The sequence below is a fragment of the Hyphomonas sp. genome (genome assembly GCF_017792385.1).
In the GTDB taxonomy this organism is placed as follows: Bacteria; Pseudomonadota; Alphaproteobacteria; order Caulobacterales; family Hyphomonadaceae; genus Hyphomonas.
Map to the genome: position 1 here is coordinate 3,299,241 of NZ_CP051230.1, position 14,238 is coordinate 3,313,478.

Here is a 14,238-nt window from a genome sequence, read left to right on the forward strand (position 1 = left end):
GGTTTCAACTCCTCAATACGATCACTTCTATAACGGGGCGGTGACCAAAGGTTTCAAGGCATGCCTTCCGCAGGGCGCGGCCGACCGTGCGCTCTACCGCATCATCGTCCATCCGGTCGCGTTTCTTCATGCGACCAATTGCATCCTCGGCCGCGATTTCGAGCGGTTCGATACTTTCATCGGCAATGCGCCCATCCGGTTCCGACAGGCCCTTGGCCAGAACGACCGGTCCATCCAGCACGTCGCCATCCTCGTCCAGCGTCAGGGTGGCAAACAGAATGCCTGAGAAAGACAGCTTGCGGCGTTCATCAATGCCCTGGGCGCCTTCCGGCACCAGCCGGTCCCCGTCGAGGAACAGGCGCCCCGCCGGCACAACATCCACAATTTCCGCCTCGCCGGGAGCCAGCCTGACCAGGCTGCCATTTTTCGGGGTCACCGCATGCGGCACCTGAAGGGATTTCGCAAAGGCCGCATGCTCCATGATGTGGCGCCGCTCGCCATGCACCGGAACGGAAACATGGGGGCGTACCCAGCCATACATGCGGCGCAGCTCGTCGCGGCAGGGATGGCCGGACACATGGATCGGATACGGCACCATGCGCGGCGTGATGACCCGCACACCCTGTTCCGCAAGCGAGTTCTGAAGCTCGAAGATCTCTTTCTCGTTTCCGGGGATCTGGCGGGACGAGAAGATGACCGTATCGCCGGCATTCAGCGTGACATGGCGATGGTCCCGGCGCGCCATGCGGGACAGCGCGGCACGCGCCTCGCCCTGACTGCCGGTACACAGGTACAGGATATGTTCGGCCGGAATGTGCGCGGCATCGCTCTCATCCACGAAGTCCAGCGTCGATGGCAGGATCCCGACAGACTTTGCGGCATCCGTGATCCGGTGCATGCTGCGCCCGACCAGACAGACCGCCCGGCCCGCCTGTTCAGCCGCCTCAATGATCGATTTCACCCGCGCGACATTGGAAGCAAATGTGGTCACGGCCACAGCCTGCTTCTGCTCGGCGATCAGCTTGATCAGCCCCTGCTTGACCCCTTCTTCAGATCCGGACTCGCCTTCCTCGAACACGTTCGTGGAATCGCACACCATGGCCAGCACGCCGGCATCGCCAAGTGCCGTCAGGCCTGCCACATCCGTGGTCGAGCCGATCTGCGGGTCCGGATCGATCTTCCAGTCGCCTGTGTGCAGGATCGTGCCCAGCGGCGTCTTGATGGCCAGTGCGTTGGGCTCCGGAATGGAGTGAGTCAGCGTCACATAGGTGACCTCGAAGGGGCCCGCCGTCACGGTGCCGCCCAGCGAGACGGGTTTCAGCCAGGCAGGATCCACGCCGCGCTCGACCATTTTCGACCGCACCAGCTCCGCCGTGAACGGTGTGGCATAGATCGGCGCATTGGTCTGCAGCCGCGGATACAACAGGCCGACTGCGCCGATATGATCCTCATGCGCATGCGTCAGGAAGATCGCGTCAATCTTCTCGCCGATGAGATATTCCGGGTCAGCGCAGATCAGGTCGATGCCCGGCGTGTCGAGCGAGCCGAACGTAACCCCCAGATCCGCCAGGATCCAGCGCCGGTCATGGGATGGGCCATAGCCATAGGCGTTGAGGTTCATCCCGATTTCGTTGCATCCGCCAAGCGGAAGGAAAACCAGTTCGTCCTCTATGCCGTCCGTATCTGCCATGCGCTTCAAGAATTCCGTCTGTAAATTTCGAGCAGGCCCCGAATGGTAATGTCCTGATCATAATAATCTATGGTCTCGCTGGCGCCTTCGAACAGTGACGCAACGCCGCCGGTCGCGACCACTTTCATCGGCTTGCCGAATTCCGCCTTGATCCGGGTGACCAGGCCGTCGATCAGGTCGATATAGCCCCAGAACACGCCGGATTGCATGGCGCTGATCGTGTCCTGCCCGATCACGCGCGGCGGTTTCTGAATGGCAATCCGCGGCAATTGCGCTGCAGCGTCATGAAGGGCCCGCATGGACAGATTGATACCTGGTGAAATGATCCCACCCTCAAAGCCGCCATCCTCGGCCACGACATCGAATGTGGTCGCTGTGCCACTGTCGATCACGATCAGATTGCCTGAATACGTCATATGGGCGCCGAGCGCGCTGACGATCCGGTCGGCTCCAACCTGTTCGGGTCGGTGAATACGAACCGGCACGCCCGTCTTCAGGCTCGGATCGCCAATGAACATCGGCTCAATCTCGAGATACCGCCGGGCGAGGTTGCGGAAATTGAACTGTGCCTGCGGCACGACCGTCGAAATCACACACCCCTTGATACGTTTCAGATCAACGCCATGCATGTCCGCGAGACGCCACAGCCATGCCGCATGATCATCAGCGGTCTTTGTCGGGTCGGTCGCACTGCGCCACTGGTTCACCCATGCCTCGCCATCATGAATGCCGAACACTGTATTCGTGTTGCCTACGTCGATTGCCAGAAGCATTGCTCAGCCACTCCCTATCAGGCTCACATCACCCGCCCGGACGATTTCCCGGCGCCCATCCGGCAGCCTCAATATCAAGGATCCGTCTTCGGCCATGTCTTCGAATACGCCTATCAGCGGATCGCCATTTCGCGAAACCGATACCGTCTCGCCAAGGCCTTCCGCCACTTTGAGCCAATCGGCCCGCAGCCGGTCAAAACCGTTTCGCGCATGCGCAAGCCGAACCGCGAACGCCGCGCGCAAGGCCGACAGCACATCAGCCGGCGAAAGCACCGTATCCCCGCGCAATTGATGCAGCGATGTGGCCGCCTGCCCGGCCCGATCGGGAGCGGTCGTGACGTTGATCCCGATCCCGGCAGCGACCCAGAAAGCGTCGTCCTGTCCGCCGGTCTCGATGAGGATGCCGGAAACCTTCGCGCCGTCGATCCGTGCGTCATTTGGCCATTTCAGCTTGACCGGAGCGTCCGGTGCCAACTGGCTGACCACATCCGAAACCGCCAGCGCAGCAGCAAACGGAATACGGGCTGCCACGCGAATGCCGCCCGGCTCGTGAAACAGGGCCGTCGAGAACAAATTCCCCGTCGGAGAGATCCATTCCCGCTGCAGGCGTCCGCGTCCGGCAGTCTGGGCCTCTGCGACCAGCCAGCTATCCTGGAACGTCCCCGCTTTCGCGCGCCGCCTGGCTTCGGTGTTCGTGCTGTCTATGACGCCAAGATTGTAGACGGGCCAGGTTGAACTCAAGCTGGCAGCCCCAACGCAGCCGATCCGGCCCAGCCTGACAGGGCGTTGATGAAGAACAGGAACAGGATCCCTGCCACCAGCGCGGCCAGCAGCACGGTCATGGTCACAGACCCGTCAATGGCCTCGAATTTCTCGGTTGGCTCATCAAACCACATGATCTTGATCAGGCGGAGATAGTATCCAAGCGACACGACCGAGGCGAGCACGAGAATGATGACAACCGGCATCAGACCGGCATCGACGCCGGCGGTCAGCACTTCCCACTTGCCGAAGAACCCGCCAAAGGGCGGCAGGCCGGCCATGGAAAAGATCAGGATCGACAGCGCGATCGCCAAAATCGGACGCTTGCGCATCAGGCCGCCCAGCTCGTTGATGCCCTCCACCATTCCGCCTTTCCGGCGCATGGCCAGAACGCCCATGAACAGGCCAAGCGACGCAATGGCATACAAGGTCATGAAGACCAGCAACGGTCCGGCGCCCAGCTCCTTGCCGGCCGCAACCGCCACCAGCGCATAACCGATATTGGCGATGGAGGAATAGCCCAGCAGACGCTTGATATTGGTCTGCGTCAGAGCGCCCAGCGAGCCGATGATCATGGACAGACCGGCAATGATGCAAAGGATCAGCTGCCACTGATCGATCACATCCCCGAACACGGTGAACATGACATTCGCGAAGACCACCATGCTGGCCATTTTCGGCGCGGAAGCAAAGAAGGCCACCACGGGCGTGGGTGCTCCCTCATAGACATCCGGCGTCCAGATGTGCATGGGCGCGGCCGACACCTTGAAGGCCAGGCCGACAATCATCAGAACCATGCCGAACATCATGCCGATGGACGGGCTTGCAGACGCGATCACTGCGAACTCGGTAGATCCCGAGAAACCATAGACCAGCGAAGCGCCGTAGAGCAGCATGCCGGACGCCAGAGCGCCGAGCACAAAATATTTGAGGCCTGCTTCCGACGCCTTGGCGGAATCCCGGTGGAAGGCCGCCAGCACATAGGATGACAGGCTCAGGGTCTCGACACCCATATACAGTGTCATCAGATCGGCTGCCGAAAGGATGATGCCCATGCCGAAGGAGGCGAGCAGGATCAGCAGCGAGTATTCGTACCGGATGGTGCCGTGGCGCTTCAGGAAACCCTCCGAAGCCATCAGGGCAAATCCGGCCAGCGCATAGCTTACAAACTTCGCGAAATTGACAAAGGTGTTGGTACGTACGAGGCCGCCAAAGGCTTCGCCGCCCTCATAATTCAGCAGGGAAAACGCCGCCGCTGCGAACAGGGACAAAGCGCCGAACTTGATGGAGACGCTGTTGAACCGGTCCTTCAGCGTCGCGCCAATGAGGACGCCGGCCAGGGCGATTGCGACAAGCCAGAGTTCCGGGCCAATCGCCAGTATCATGGCAGTGAAATCAATCATGAGATCAGCCTCCCGCCATCAGGTTCAGGATGCGCAAGGCAGAACCCTCGGTAATGTTGAAGATCAAATTGGGTGCGACACCGAAGAGGATGGTCAGCAGTGCGAGTGGCGCGATGCAGATCCATTCGATCAGGCTCATGTCCTTGATCGTCTCGAGCTTCGGATTGGTGATTTGTCCGAACACGGTGCGGCGATACAGCGTCAGCATGTAGACGGCCGAGAAGATCACACCGAGCGCGGCGCCCGCTGCGGCCCAGGTTGATGCCTGGAAGCCACCGACCATGGTCAGAATCTCGCCGATGAATCCGGACGTGCCCGGCAGGCCGACATTGGCCATCGTGAACAGCATGAAGAAGGTCGCATAGACCGGCATGCGATGGACGAGCCCGCCATAGGCCGCGATCTCTCGCGTGTGCATCCGGTCATAGACAACTCCAACGATCAGGAACAGCGCGCCGGAAATCAGACCATGGCTCAGCATCTGGAAGATCGCGCCCTGTACGCCCGCTTCGTTGAAGGCAAACACGCCCAGCGTGACAAAGCCCATGTGCGCGACAGAGGAATAGGCGATCAGCTTCTTCATGTCGGTCTGGCGCCAGGCGACCAGAGACGTGTAGACAATAGCGATCACGGCCAGCGCGAACATGAAGGGCTGGAACAGCTGGCTCGCATCCGGGAACATGGGCAGCGAGAAACGCAGGAAACCGTAGCCGCCCATTTTCAGCAGCACTCCCGCCAGAACAACAGAGCCTGCCGTCGGCGCCTGAACGTGCGCGTCAGGCAGCCAGGTGTGGACCGGCCACATCGGCAGTTTTACGGCGAAGGAGGCCATGAAGGCCAGCCAGAGCCAGGTCTGGATACCCGGGTCGAAGGCATACTTCTCGAGCACTTCGAAATCGGAGCTTCCGGCCGCCTGATACATGTAGACCACTGCTACCAGCATCAGCAGGGAGCCGATCAGCGTGTAGAGGAAGAATTTGAACGCGGCATAGATCTTGTCCTTGCCGCCCCAGATGCCGATGATCAGGAACATCGGGATCAGGCCGGCTTCGAAGAAGATGTAGAACAGGACCAGATCCATCGCGGTGAACACACCGATGATGAAGGTCTCCAACACAAGGAAGGCCACGACATATTCAGTGACGCGGTTGTGGATGGAATTCCAGCTGGCCAGCAGGCAGATCGGGATCAGGAAGGTCGTCAGCAGGATCAGCGAGATCGACAGGCCGTCCACACCCATCTTGTAACTGATATTGCGATACCAGCTATAGTGCTCAACAAGCTGGTACCCGGTCTCGGAAGCATCGAATGCCGCAAAGGCTGCCAGGGACGCGATAAAGGTCGCACCTGAGATGATCAGTCCGGCCAGAAGCGCGGTGCGGCCCTCGGAATCCCCGGAAGACGCCTCCCGGCTGCCAGCGGTCGCCGCGCGGACGAGCATGATGATGAGCGCCCCTGCCAGCGGCAGGAAGGTCATCGCTGAAAGAATGGGAAAACCGCCCATCAGTTGGCTCCTCCAGCGCGCAGCCACAGTATTCCGCCGAATACGAGTGCAGCGCCGATAATCACGAAAGCATAGTGGTAGAGATATCCGGTGTGCATCTTCGACAGTCGCCCGGCCGAGGATTTCGTCACGGCGGCAACGCCATCCGGACCGATCCCGTCAATGATCTTCTTGTCGGCCTTCCAGAACAGATTGCCCAGCAGGGCCGATCCCTTGACCAGGGTCGCCTGATAGATCTCGTCGAAATACCATTTGTTGTAGAACAGCGAGTGCAACGGTCCGCCACTGTCGGCAACACGCTGTCCGACACCGCGGTTGAAGTAATAGGTGAAGGTCGCCACCAGGAAGCCGGCAATCGTCACGACCAGCGGCGCGAACAGCACCCATTCCGGAACATTGTGCCGATCATGCAGGACATGGTTCTCGGCAGCGCGATAGATCGACCCAGCCCAGAAGGCTTCATTGCTGTGATCGACAAAGGCGTCATAGAAATAGACACCCGCAAAGATCGCGCCCAGGCTGAGCAGCGCCAGCGGCACCAGCATGACGAGCGGGCTTTCGTGCGGCGTGTGACCATGACCATGGCCATGCGCATCATGGGCTTCGTCATGAGCGGGATCATCATGATGATCATCAGCCTCCCACGCTTTCGGGCCATGGAACGTCATGTAGATCAGGCGCCACGAGTAGAAGCTGGTCAGGAAGGCCGCGAGCAGGCCGAACCAGAAAGCCATCTGGCCGAACATGACTTCTGCCTGCCCTGCTGCAAACGCGCTTTCGAGAATGGCGTCCTTGGAGAAGAAGCCGGCAAAGCCGATCTTGGTGTGCGGAATGCCAAGGCCGATGATCGCAATCGTGCCGATCATCATGGCCGCATAGGTCAGCGGCATGAATTTGGCGAGACCGCCCATCCGCCGCATGTCCTGCTCATGGTGCATGCCGTGAATGACGGAGCCTGCGCCAAGGAACAGCAGCGCCTTGAAGAAGGCGTGCGTGAACAGGTGGAACATGGCCGCTTCATAGGCGCCAACACCGGCGACAAAGAACATGTATCCGAGCTGTGAACAGGTCGAATAGGCAATGACCCGCTTGATGTCGTTCTGCGCCATACCGACCGTGGCGGCATACAGCGCCGTGACGGCGCCGATGATGGTGATCATGCCGGCCGCGTAGAATGTGTATTCGTAGATCGGTGACAGGAGGCAGACGAGGTAGACACCTGCGGTGACCATGGTCGCGGCATGGATCAGTGCCGAAACCGGGGTCGGGCCCTCCATCGCGTCCGGCAGCCAGACATGCAGGAAGAACTGGGCCGACTTGCCCATGGCACCGATGAACAGCAACACGCCGATCACTTCGAGCGCATTCAGGTCCCAGTGGAGAAACGGAATGACCAGGTCGCGCACAGGGTGAGACTCGGTGAAACCAACCGGAACGACCTGAACATTGTTGCGCACGGCCTCAAGCACCGGGCCGAACTCAACAGAGCGGAACACGAAGAACACGGCCATGATGCCCAGCGCGAGGCCGAAATCGCCAACACGATTGGTCACGAAGGCCTTGATCGACGCATCATTGGGCGCCTTGTTCTGATACCAGAAACCGATCAGCAGGTACGATGCGAGGCCGACGCCCTCCCAGCCAAAGAACAGCTGGATGAAATTGTCAGCCGTCACCAGCATCAGCATCATGAATGTGAAGAGCGACAGGTAGCTGAAGAAGCGTGCCTTGTGCGGATCCTCGCTCATATAGCCCCAGGAATAGAGGTGCACGAGGCCCGAAACGCCCGTGATTACGGCCATCATGACGATCGACAGCGTGTCGACGCGGATGGCCCAATTGGCCTGGAACTCGCCGACATGGATCCATGGCATCAGCGTGATGATATGCTGCTTGAGGTCATGTCCGGTGGTCGCCGCAACGAGGCTCGCATGATGCTCTTCGGTTCCGGCATGGCCACCAATGCCGGCAACATAGGCGAATAGCTGGATCAACGACAGCAGGCCTGCGGAGAGCACCACGGCGGTTGTCAGGCTCATCACGATCTTGTCGCCGATCTGCTTGTGCAGCAGGCCGGTCAGCGCGACAAGCCCCGGTGCCAGGACGATGTAGAGGATCAGGATATCTGGAAGCATCGCCCTACCCCTTCATCAGGTCGACATTCTCAACTGAGATGTCGCCGCGATTGCGGAAATAGACCACGAGGATGGCCAGCCCGACCGCTGCTTCGGCAGCAGCGACGGTCAGGACCAGCATGGCGAAGATCTGCCCGGCGATGGTGCCGCTGAACACCGAAAAGGCGATCAGGTTCAAATTCACCGACAGCAGGATCAGTTCGATCGCCATCAGGATGACAATGATGTTCTTGCGGTTCACGAAGATGCCCACGACCCCGATGGTGAACAGGGCCGCCGAAACGGCGAGAAAATGGGAAAGCCCAAGGTCCATAGTCTTAGATCCCCTGCCCCGGAGTGGGGTCTTTCAGTTCATAGGCGTCGCTGCGGCGGCGCGAGGTCTGTTTGGCGATGTTCTGACGCTTGGTCTCCGGCCGATGGCGCAGGGTCAGGACAATTGCCCCGATCATGGCGACCAGCAGGATCACGCCAGCCATCTGGAACAGCAGCAGGTATTGCGTGTACATCACCTGCCCGATGGCCTCGGCATTGGTGTCGGCTCCTGGAGATGCATCGAAACTCGTGGACATTTCGCCCGTGCCAACCACGGAGGCCAGAACGATTTCTGCGGCAAACACGATGCCCACCAGAACCGCGAATGGCCAGTATCTCAGCGTGCCCTGTTTCAGCTCGACAAAGTCGACATCCAGCATCATGACCACGAACAGGAACAGGACAGCGACGGCGCCGACATAGACCACGACCAGGAGCATTGCCAGGAATTCGGCGCCGATCAGGACCAAAAGGCCGGCCGAGGAAAAGAAAGCGAGAATGAGCCACAACACCGAATGAACGGGGTTGCGTGCCATGATCACCGACAGCGCCGAGACGAGCACGACGGCCGCGATCAGGTAGAAAGCGATGACTGCCACAGCCCTACAAGGCCCCCTTCTTGGCGGGGCGATCCATGCCCCACGAGGTTAATTAACGGCGCCTAGCGGTAAGGCGCGTCGAGTTCCAGATTCTTGGCGATCAGTCGTTCCCAACGATCTCCATTCGCGAGCAGCCGGTCCTTGTCGTAGAACAGCTCCTCGCGTGTTTCGGTCGCGAATTCGAAGTTCGGCCCTTCCACGATGGCATCCACCGGACAGGCTTCCTGGCAGAAACCGCAATAGATGCACTTCACCATGTCGATGTCATAGCGCGTGGTGCGGCGGGCACCATCCGCGCGCGGTTCAGCCTCGATCGTAATGGCCTGCGCAGGGCAGATCGCCTCGCACAGTTTGCAGGCAATGCACCGCTCCTCACCGCTGGGATAGCGGCGCAGCGCATGCTCGCCCCGGAAACGCGGTGACAGGGGGTTCTTCTCGAAGGGATAGTTCACCGTCGCCTTGCGCGTGAACATTTCCTTCGTCGCAACGACGAGCGCGCCGAGAAAATCGGTGAGGAGCGCGCCGCGAATGGTCTGCGCCAAGCTCATGACTGAACTCCCAGATAAGCGACATAGCCGGACACGATCAGAACCGCGACAAGCGAGGTCGGCAGGAAAATCTTCCAGCCGAGGCGCATCAGCTGGTCATAGCGGTAACGGGGCACGATGGCCTTCACCATGGCGAACATGAAAAAGAACAGGAAGATCTTGAACATGAACCAGAACAGGCCGGCAAACGCGTTGAGGAACGGATGATCGCGTACGAACTCCTCTCCCAGCGCAAAGGGCCCGTGCCAGCCGCCCAGGAACAGGATGGTCATGAGGGCGCACATCAGGACGATGTTCAGATACTCGCCCAGCATGAACAGCAGATACGGCGTCGATCCATACTCGACCTGGTATCCGGCCACGAGTTCGGATTCCGCTTCCGGAAGATCGAATGGAGGCCGGTTGGTTTCCGCCAGTGCCGACACGAAGAAGATGATGAACATCGGGAACATGACCAGGATCAGCGGGAAATGCTGGAAGCTGAAGGCATGCCAGGTCCAGATGCCGCCTTCCTGAGCATTGACGATATCGGTCAGGTTCATCGATCCGACCAGCAGGATCACCGTCACGATCACGAAGCCGATGGAGACTTCATAGGACACCATCTGCGCCGCCGAGCGCAGCGCGCCAAGGAACGGGTATTTCGAGTTCGAGGCCCAGCCGCCCATGATGATGCCGTAGACACCAAGGGAGCTGATGGCGAACAGGTAGAGTACGCCGACATTGAGGTTCGAGATCACCCAGCTCGTGCCGCTGACCGTTCCCGGCGCCACCGGAATCGCCGCCCAGGCTGCAAACGCCAGCGTACAGGTCAGGATCGGAGCGATCAGGAAGACCGTCTTGTTGGCACCGGCCGGAATCACGATTTCCTTGAGCAGGAACTTCCCGAAGTCCGCGAAGGATTGCATCAGGCCGAATGGACCCACGACATTGGGGCCCTTCCGCATCATCACGCCTGCCCAGACCTTCCGGTCCAGCAGAAGCAGGAATGCGATCGACAACAGCAGGACCAGCGTGAACAGGCCGATCTGCCCGAGGACCAGCAATGGCCCCCAAAGTTGCCCGAGAGACTCGACATAATTGCTCATGGCGCCCGCCCTACTCCGCTGCCACCGGGGTGTCCAGCGCTGAGGCCAGCGCCGAACACTCGGCCATCGTCTTGGACGCCCGTGCTATCGGGTTCGTCATGTAGAAATCGTCAAACACCGGACGGAATGTCGCGGTGGAAAGACCGCCGGACGCTCCGCTCATCGGAGCTTTCAGCGCGTCTACCCCCATGGCACCCGGCGCGAAACCGAGTCCTGAAAACACGGTGCTTTCACCGTCCGGTCCACGCAGCTCCGCCCGCAATGCGTCCGCCGTGTCATAGGGCAGTGTCTTGCCCATCACATCCGACAGCGCGCGGAAAATCGCCCATCCTTCGCGCGCCTCGCCCTTGGGCTGCACAGCGCGGCTTGTCATCTGGACGCGGCCTTCCGTGTTCACATAGGTCGCCGACATCTCGGTATAGGCGGCGCTCGGCAGGATGATGTCCGCCCGCGCGGCGCCAGCATCACCGTGGGAGCCGACATAGATCACGTTCGCGCTGCCAAGGCGTGACAGGTCTACCTCGTCCGCGCCAAGCAGGACCACAGTTTCCATGGTTCCGGACAGGATGTCCGCCGTCGTTCCGCCGCCTTCACCCGGCACGAAGCCGACATCGAGCGCGCCAACCCGGCCTGCAGCATTGTGCAGAACGCCGAAACCGGCCCAGCCTTCTTTGACAGCGCCGACCTCATGCGCCAGCTCAAGCGCCTTTGCCAGAACGGCTGCGCCATCCTCGCCGCACAAGGCGCCTTCGCCTACGACGATCATGGGACGCTCGGCCCCGGCGAGCACTTTGCCAAAGTCGCTGGAGCGAACATCCGCGAGCGCAGATGCCCCGCCGCCCAGCCAGGCATGATCATAGGTCAGGTCTGCTGCCTCACCAATCCGGCCCACCTTGAGATCAGCCCACAGCCAGGCCTTGCGGATGCGGGCGTTCCAGACGGCGGCTTCAACACGCGGATTGGTGCCGATCAGCAACAACGCGTCGGCGTCTTCCACGCCGGCCAGAGTCCCATTCAGAATGTAGCGTTCGCGCACACCATCGGTGCCGTATTGGGCCCCTTCAGGGCGGCAATCCGTACTCTGGATGCCAAGACTGCGGAACAGGTCGAGCGCGGCCTTCGCCTGCTCGACTTCAACGAGGTCACCGGCCACGACACCCACCTTGTCTGCCGGAACAGACAAGGCCGCCTTGACGGCCGCAAAGGCTTCGCCCCAGCTTGCCGGGCGCAGTTTTCCGTTCTCGCGGACATAGGGCTTGTCCAGACGCTGGCGCGCCAGGCCGTCCCAGACAAAACGGGACTTGTCCGAAAGCCACTCCTCATTGATCTCCTCATTGACCTCGGGAAGGATCCGCATCACGCCATCGCCCTTCGCATCCACGCGGATGGAGGCGCCCATGGCGTCCATCACGTCAATCGAGGACGTCTTGCGCAGTTCCCATGGCCGCGCATTGAATGCGTAAGGCTTCGAAGTCAGTGCGCCGACCGGGCAGAGGTCGATCACGTTGCCGGAAAGCTCAGAGGTCAGGCTCTTTTCCAGATAGGTCGTGATCTCGGCATTTTCGCCGCGCGAGATCATGCCGAGTTCCTCGACACCCGCCACTTCCGCAGCGAAGCGCACGCATCGCGTGCACTGGATGCAGCGGGTCATGATCGTCTTGACCAGCGGCCCCATATTCTTGTCTTCAACGGCGCGCTTGTTCTCGTCATAGCGGCTGCCGGCGCGGCCATAGGCCATGGCCTGATCCTGCAGGTCGCACTCACCGCCCTGGTCGCAGATCGGGCAATCCAGTGGGTGGTTGATCAACAGGAATTCCATCACGCCATTGCGGGCCTTCTCCACATAGGCGCCCTTGGTGCGAATGTTCGGCGCCGATCCGTCGCGATTGGGCCGCATGTCCCCGACGGTTTGCGCACAGGAGGCAATCGGCTTCGGCGCGCCTTCCCATTCAACAAGGCACATGCGGCAATTGCCCGCCACCGACAGGCGCTCATGGTAACAGAAACGCGGAATCTCGGCCCCTGCTTCTTCGCAGGCCTGCATCAGCGTGTAGTGGCGGGGGACTTCGATGTCCTTGCCATCGACGTTCAGCTTGAAAAGATCGTCTGACATTGTCCTACTCCGCTGCCACGACTGCGCCCTGCACCATGGCGCGCGGCAGCCTGTACTGGTTGATGCGATCTTCGATCTCGTGACGGAAATGACGGATCAGGCCCTGGATCGGCCAGGCTGCAGCATCTCCCAGCGCACAGATCGTGTGACCCTCGACCTGCTTGGTCACGTCGAGCAACGTCTCGATTTCGTCATGTTCGGCTTCGCCCTTCACCATGCGTTCCATCACGCGCCACATCCAGCCCGTGCCTTCGCGGCAGGGCGTGCACTGGCCGCAGGATTCGTGCTTGTAGAAGTATGCGAGACGGGCAATCGCCTTGATCAGATCGGTGTCCTTGTCCATCACGATCACGGCCGCCGTGCCAAGGCCTGACTTCAGGTCCCGCAGCGTGTCGAAATCCATATAGGCGTCCATGATCTGTTCGGCCGGAACCATTGGCACCGACGATCCACCCGGAATCACGGCCTTGAGATTGTCCCATCCGCCCCGGATGCCGCCGCAATGGTTGTCTATCAGTTCGCGGAAGGTGATCGACATCTCCTCCTCGACATTGCACGGCTTGTTCACGTGACCCGAGACGCAGAACAGCTTGGTGCCGGTATTGTTCGGACGGCCAAAGCCCGCAAACCATTCGGCGCCACGGCGCAGGATGGTCGGCGCAACGGCAATTGACTCGACATTGTTCACAGTCGTCGGGCAGCCATAGAGCCCCGCATTGGCTGGAAATGGCGGCTTAAGGCGCGGCTGACCCTTCTTGCCCTCAAGGCTTTCCAGAAGCGCAGTCTCTTCTCCGCAGATATAGGCGCCGGCGCCGTGATGAACATAGAGATCGAAATCCCAGCCATTCACATTGTCCTTGCCGATCAGCTTTGCCTCATAGGCTTCCTTGACGGCCTTCTCCAGCGCGTGACGCTCATTAATGTACTCACCGCGGATGTAGACATAGCACTTGTGGGCCCGCATCGCGCGGCTGGCCACCATGCAACCTTCGATCAGGAGGTGCGGGTCATGCCGCATGATCTCCCGGTCTTTGCAGGTGCCGGGTTCGGATTCGTCTGCGTTCACGACCAGGTAGTGCGGCCGGTCGCGCACTTCCTTCGGCATGAATGTCCACTTCAGCCCGGTCGGGAAGCCCGCTCCGCCACGGCCACGCAGGCCGGACGCCTTGATCTGATCACAGATCCAGTCCGGTCCCTGGTCGAGCATTTCCTTTGTGAGGTGCCAGGCACCCCGCTTCTTCGCTGCTTCCAGATCGGGCGAATGCAACCCGTACAGGTTGGTGAAGATGCGATCCTTGTCCTGCAACATGG

Annotated in this window: 12 protein-coding genes; all 12 read right to left on the reverse strand. The window is 60.5% G+C overall.

Annotated features, from left to right (window positions below; all coding sequences use genetic code 11):
• Positions 1-4: 4 nt before the first annotated feature.
• Positions 5-1,690 (reverse strand): ribonuclease J, encoded by a 1,686-nt coding sequence (locus tag HF955_RS15965; RefSeq protein ID WP_291076545.1) that lies wholly within the window; start codon positions 1,688-1,690, stop codon positions 5-7.
• Positions 1,691-1,695: 5 nt separating this feature from the next.
• Entirely contained in the window at positions 1,696-2,463 is a 768-nt protein-coding gene (locus HF955_RS15970; RefSeq protein ID WP_291076547.1) for a type III pantothenate kinase, read from the reverse strand.
• Between the two features lie 3 nt (positions 2,464-2,466).
• Positions 2,467-3,204 (reverse strand): biotin--[acetyl-CoA-carboxylase] ligase, encoded by a 738-nt coding sequence (locus HF955_RS15975; RefSeq protein ID WP_291076549.1) that lies wholly within the window; start codon positions 3,202-3,204, stop codon positions 2,467-2,469.
• Complete coding sequence (nuoN, locus tag HF955_RS15980) at positions 3,201-4,628, reverse strand: NADH-quinone oxidoreductase subunit NuoN (RefSeq protein ID WP_291076551.1); 1,428 nt, start codon at positions 4,626-4,628, stop codon at positions 3,201-3,203. The genes HF955_RS15975 and nuoN overlap by 4 nt, the downstream gene beginning before the upstream one ends.
• A 4-nt stretch (positions 4,629-4,632) precedes the next feature.
• A complete protein-coding gene (locus tag HF955_RS15985) occupies positions 4,633-6,132 on the reverse strand; it encodes an NADH-quinone oxidoreductase subunit M (RefSeq protein WP_291076553.1) in 1,500 nt (499 codons plus the stop codon).
• A complete protein-coding gene (gene nuoL / locus HF955_RS15990; protein WP_291076555.1) occupies positions 6,132-8,267 on the reverse strand; it encodes an NADH-quinone oxidoreductase subunit L in 2,136 nt (711 codons plus the stop codon). Before nuoL ends, HF955_RS15985 begins: the two co-directional genes overlap by 1 nt.
• Before the next feature lie 4 nt (positions 8,268-8,271).
• The gene (nuoK, locus tag HF955_RS15995; protein ID WP_027837401.1) at positions 8,272-8,580 is read right to left on the reverse strand and encodes an NADH-quinone oxidoreductase subunit NuoK; all 309 of its coding nucleotides are present in this window, start codon (positions 8,578-8,580) and stop codon (positions 8,272-8,274) included.
• A gap of 4 nt (positions 8,581-8,584) precedes the next feature.
• Positions 8,585-9,178 (reverse strand): NADH-quinone oxidoreductase subunit J, encoded by a 594-nt coding sequence (locus tag HF955_RS16000; RefSeq protein ID WP_291076557.1) that lies wholly within the window; start codon positions 9,176-9,178, stop codon positions 8,585-8,587.
• Positions 9,179-9,240: 62 nt separating this feature from the next.
• Positions 9,241-9,726, reverse strand: coding sequence for an NADH-quinone oxidoreductase subunit NuoI (gene nuoI, locus HF955_RS16005; RefSeq protein ID WP_027837399.1), 486 nt, complete (start codon positions 9,724-9,726; stop codon positions 9,241-9,243).
• Positions 9,723-10,814 carry an NADH-quinone oxidoreductase subunit NuoH gene (gene nuoH, locus HF955_RS16010; protein WP_027837398.1) on the reverse strand — a complete coding sequence of 364 codons (1,092 nt, stop codon included), beginning with the start codon at positions 10,812-10,814 and terminating at the stop codon, positions 9,723-9,725. Before nuoH ends, nuoI begins: the two co-directional genes overlap by 4 nt.
• Before the next feature lie 10 nt (positions 10,815-10,824).
• Positions 10,825-12,927, reverse strand: a complete 2,103-nt coding sequence (gene nuoG / locus HF955_RS16015) for an NADH-quinone oxidoreductase subunit NuoG (protein ID WP_291076560.1) — start codon at positions 12,925-12,927, stop codon at positions 10,825-10,827.
• Between the two features lie 4 nt (positions 12,928-12,931).
• On the reverse strand, positions 12,932-14,236 hold the full coding sequence (gene nuoF, locus HF955_RS16020; RefSeq protein WP_291076562.1) for an NADH-quinone oxidoreductase subunit NuoF: 1,305 nt from the start codon (positions 14,234-14,236) through the stop codon (positions 12,932-12,934).
• Positions 14,237-14,238 lie beyond the last annotated feature (2 nt).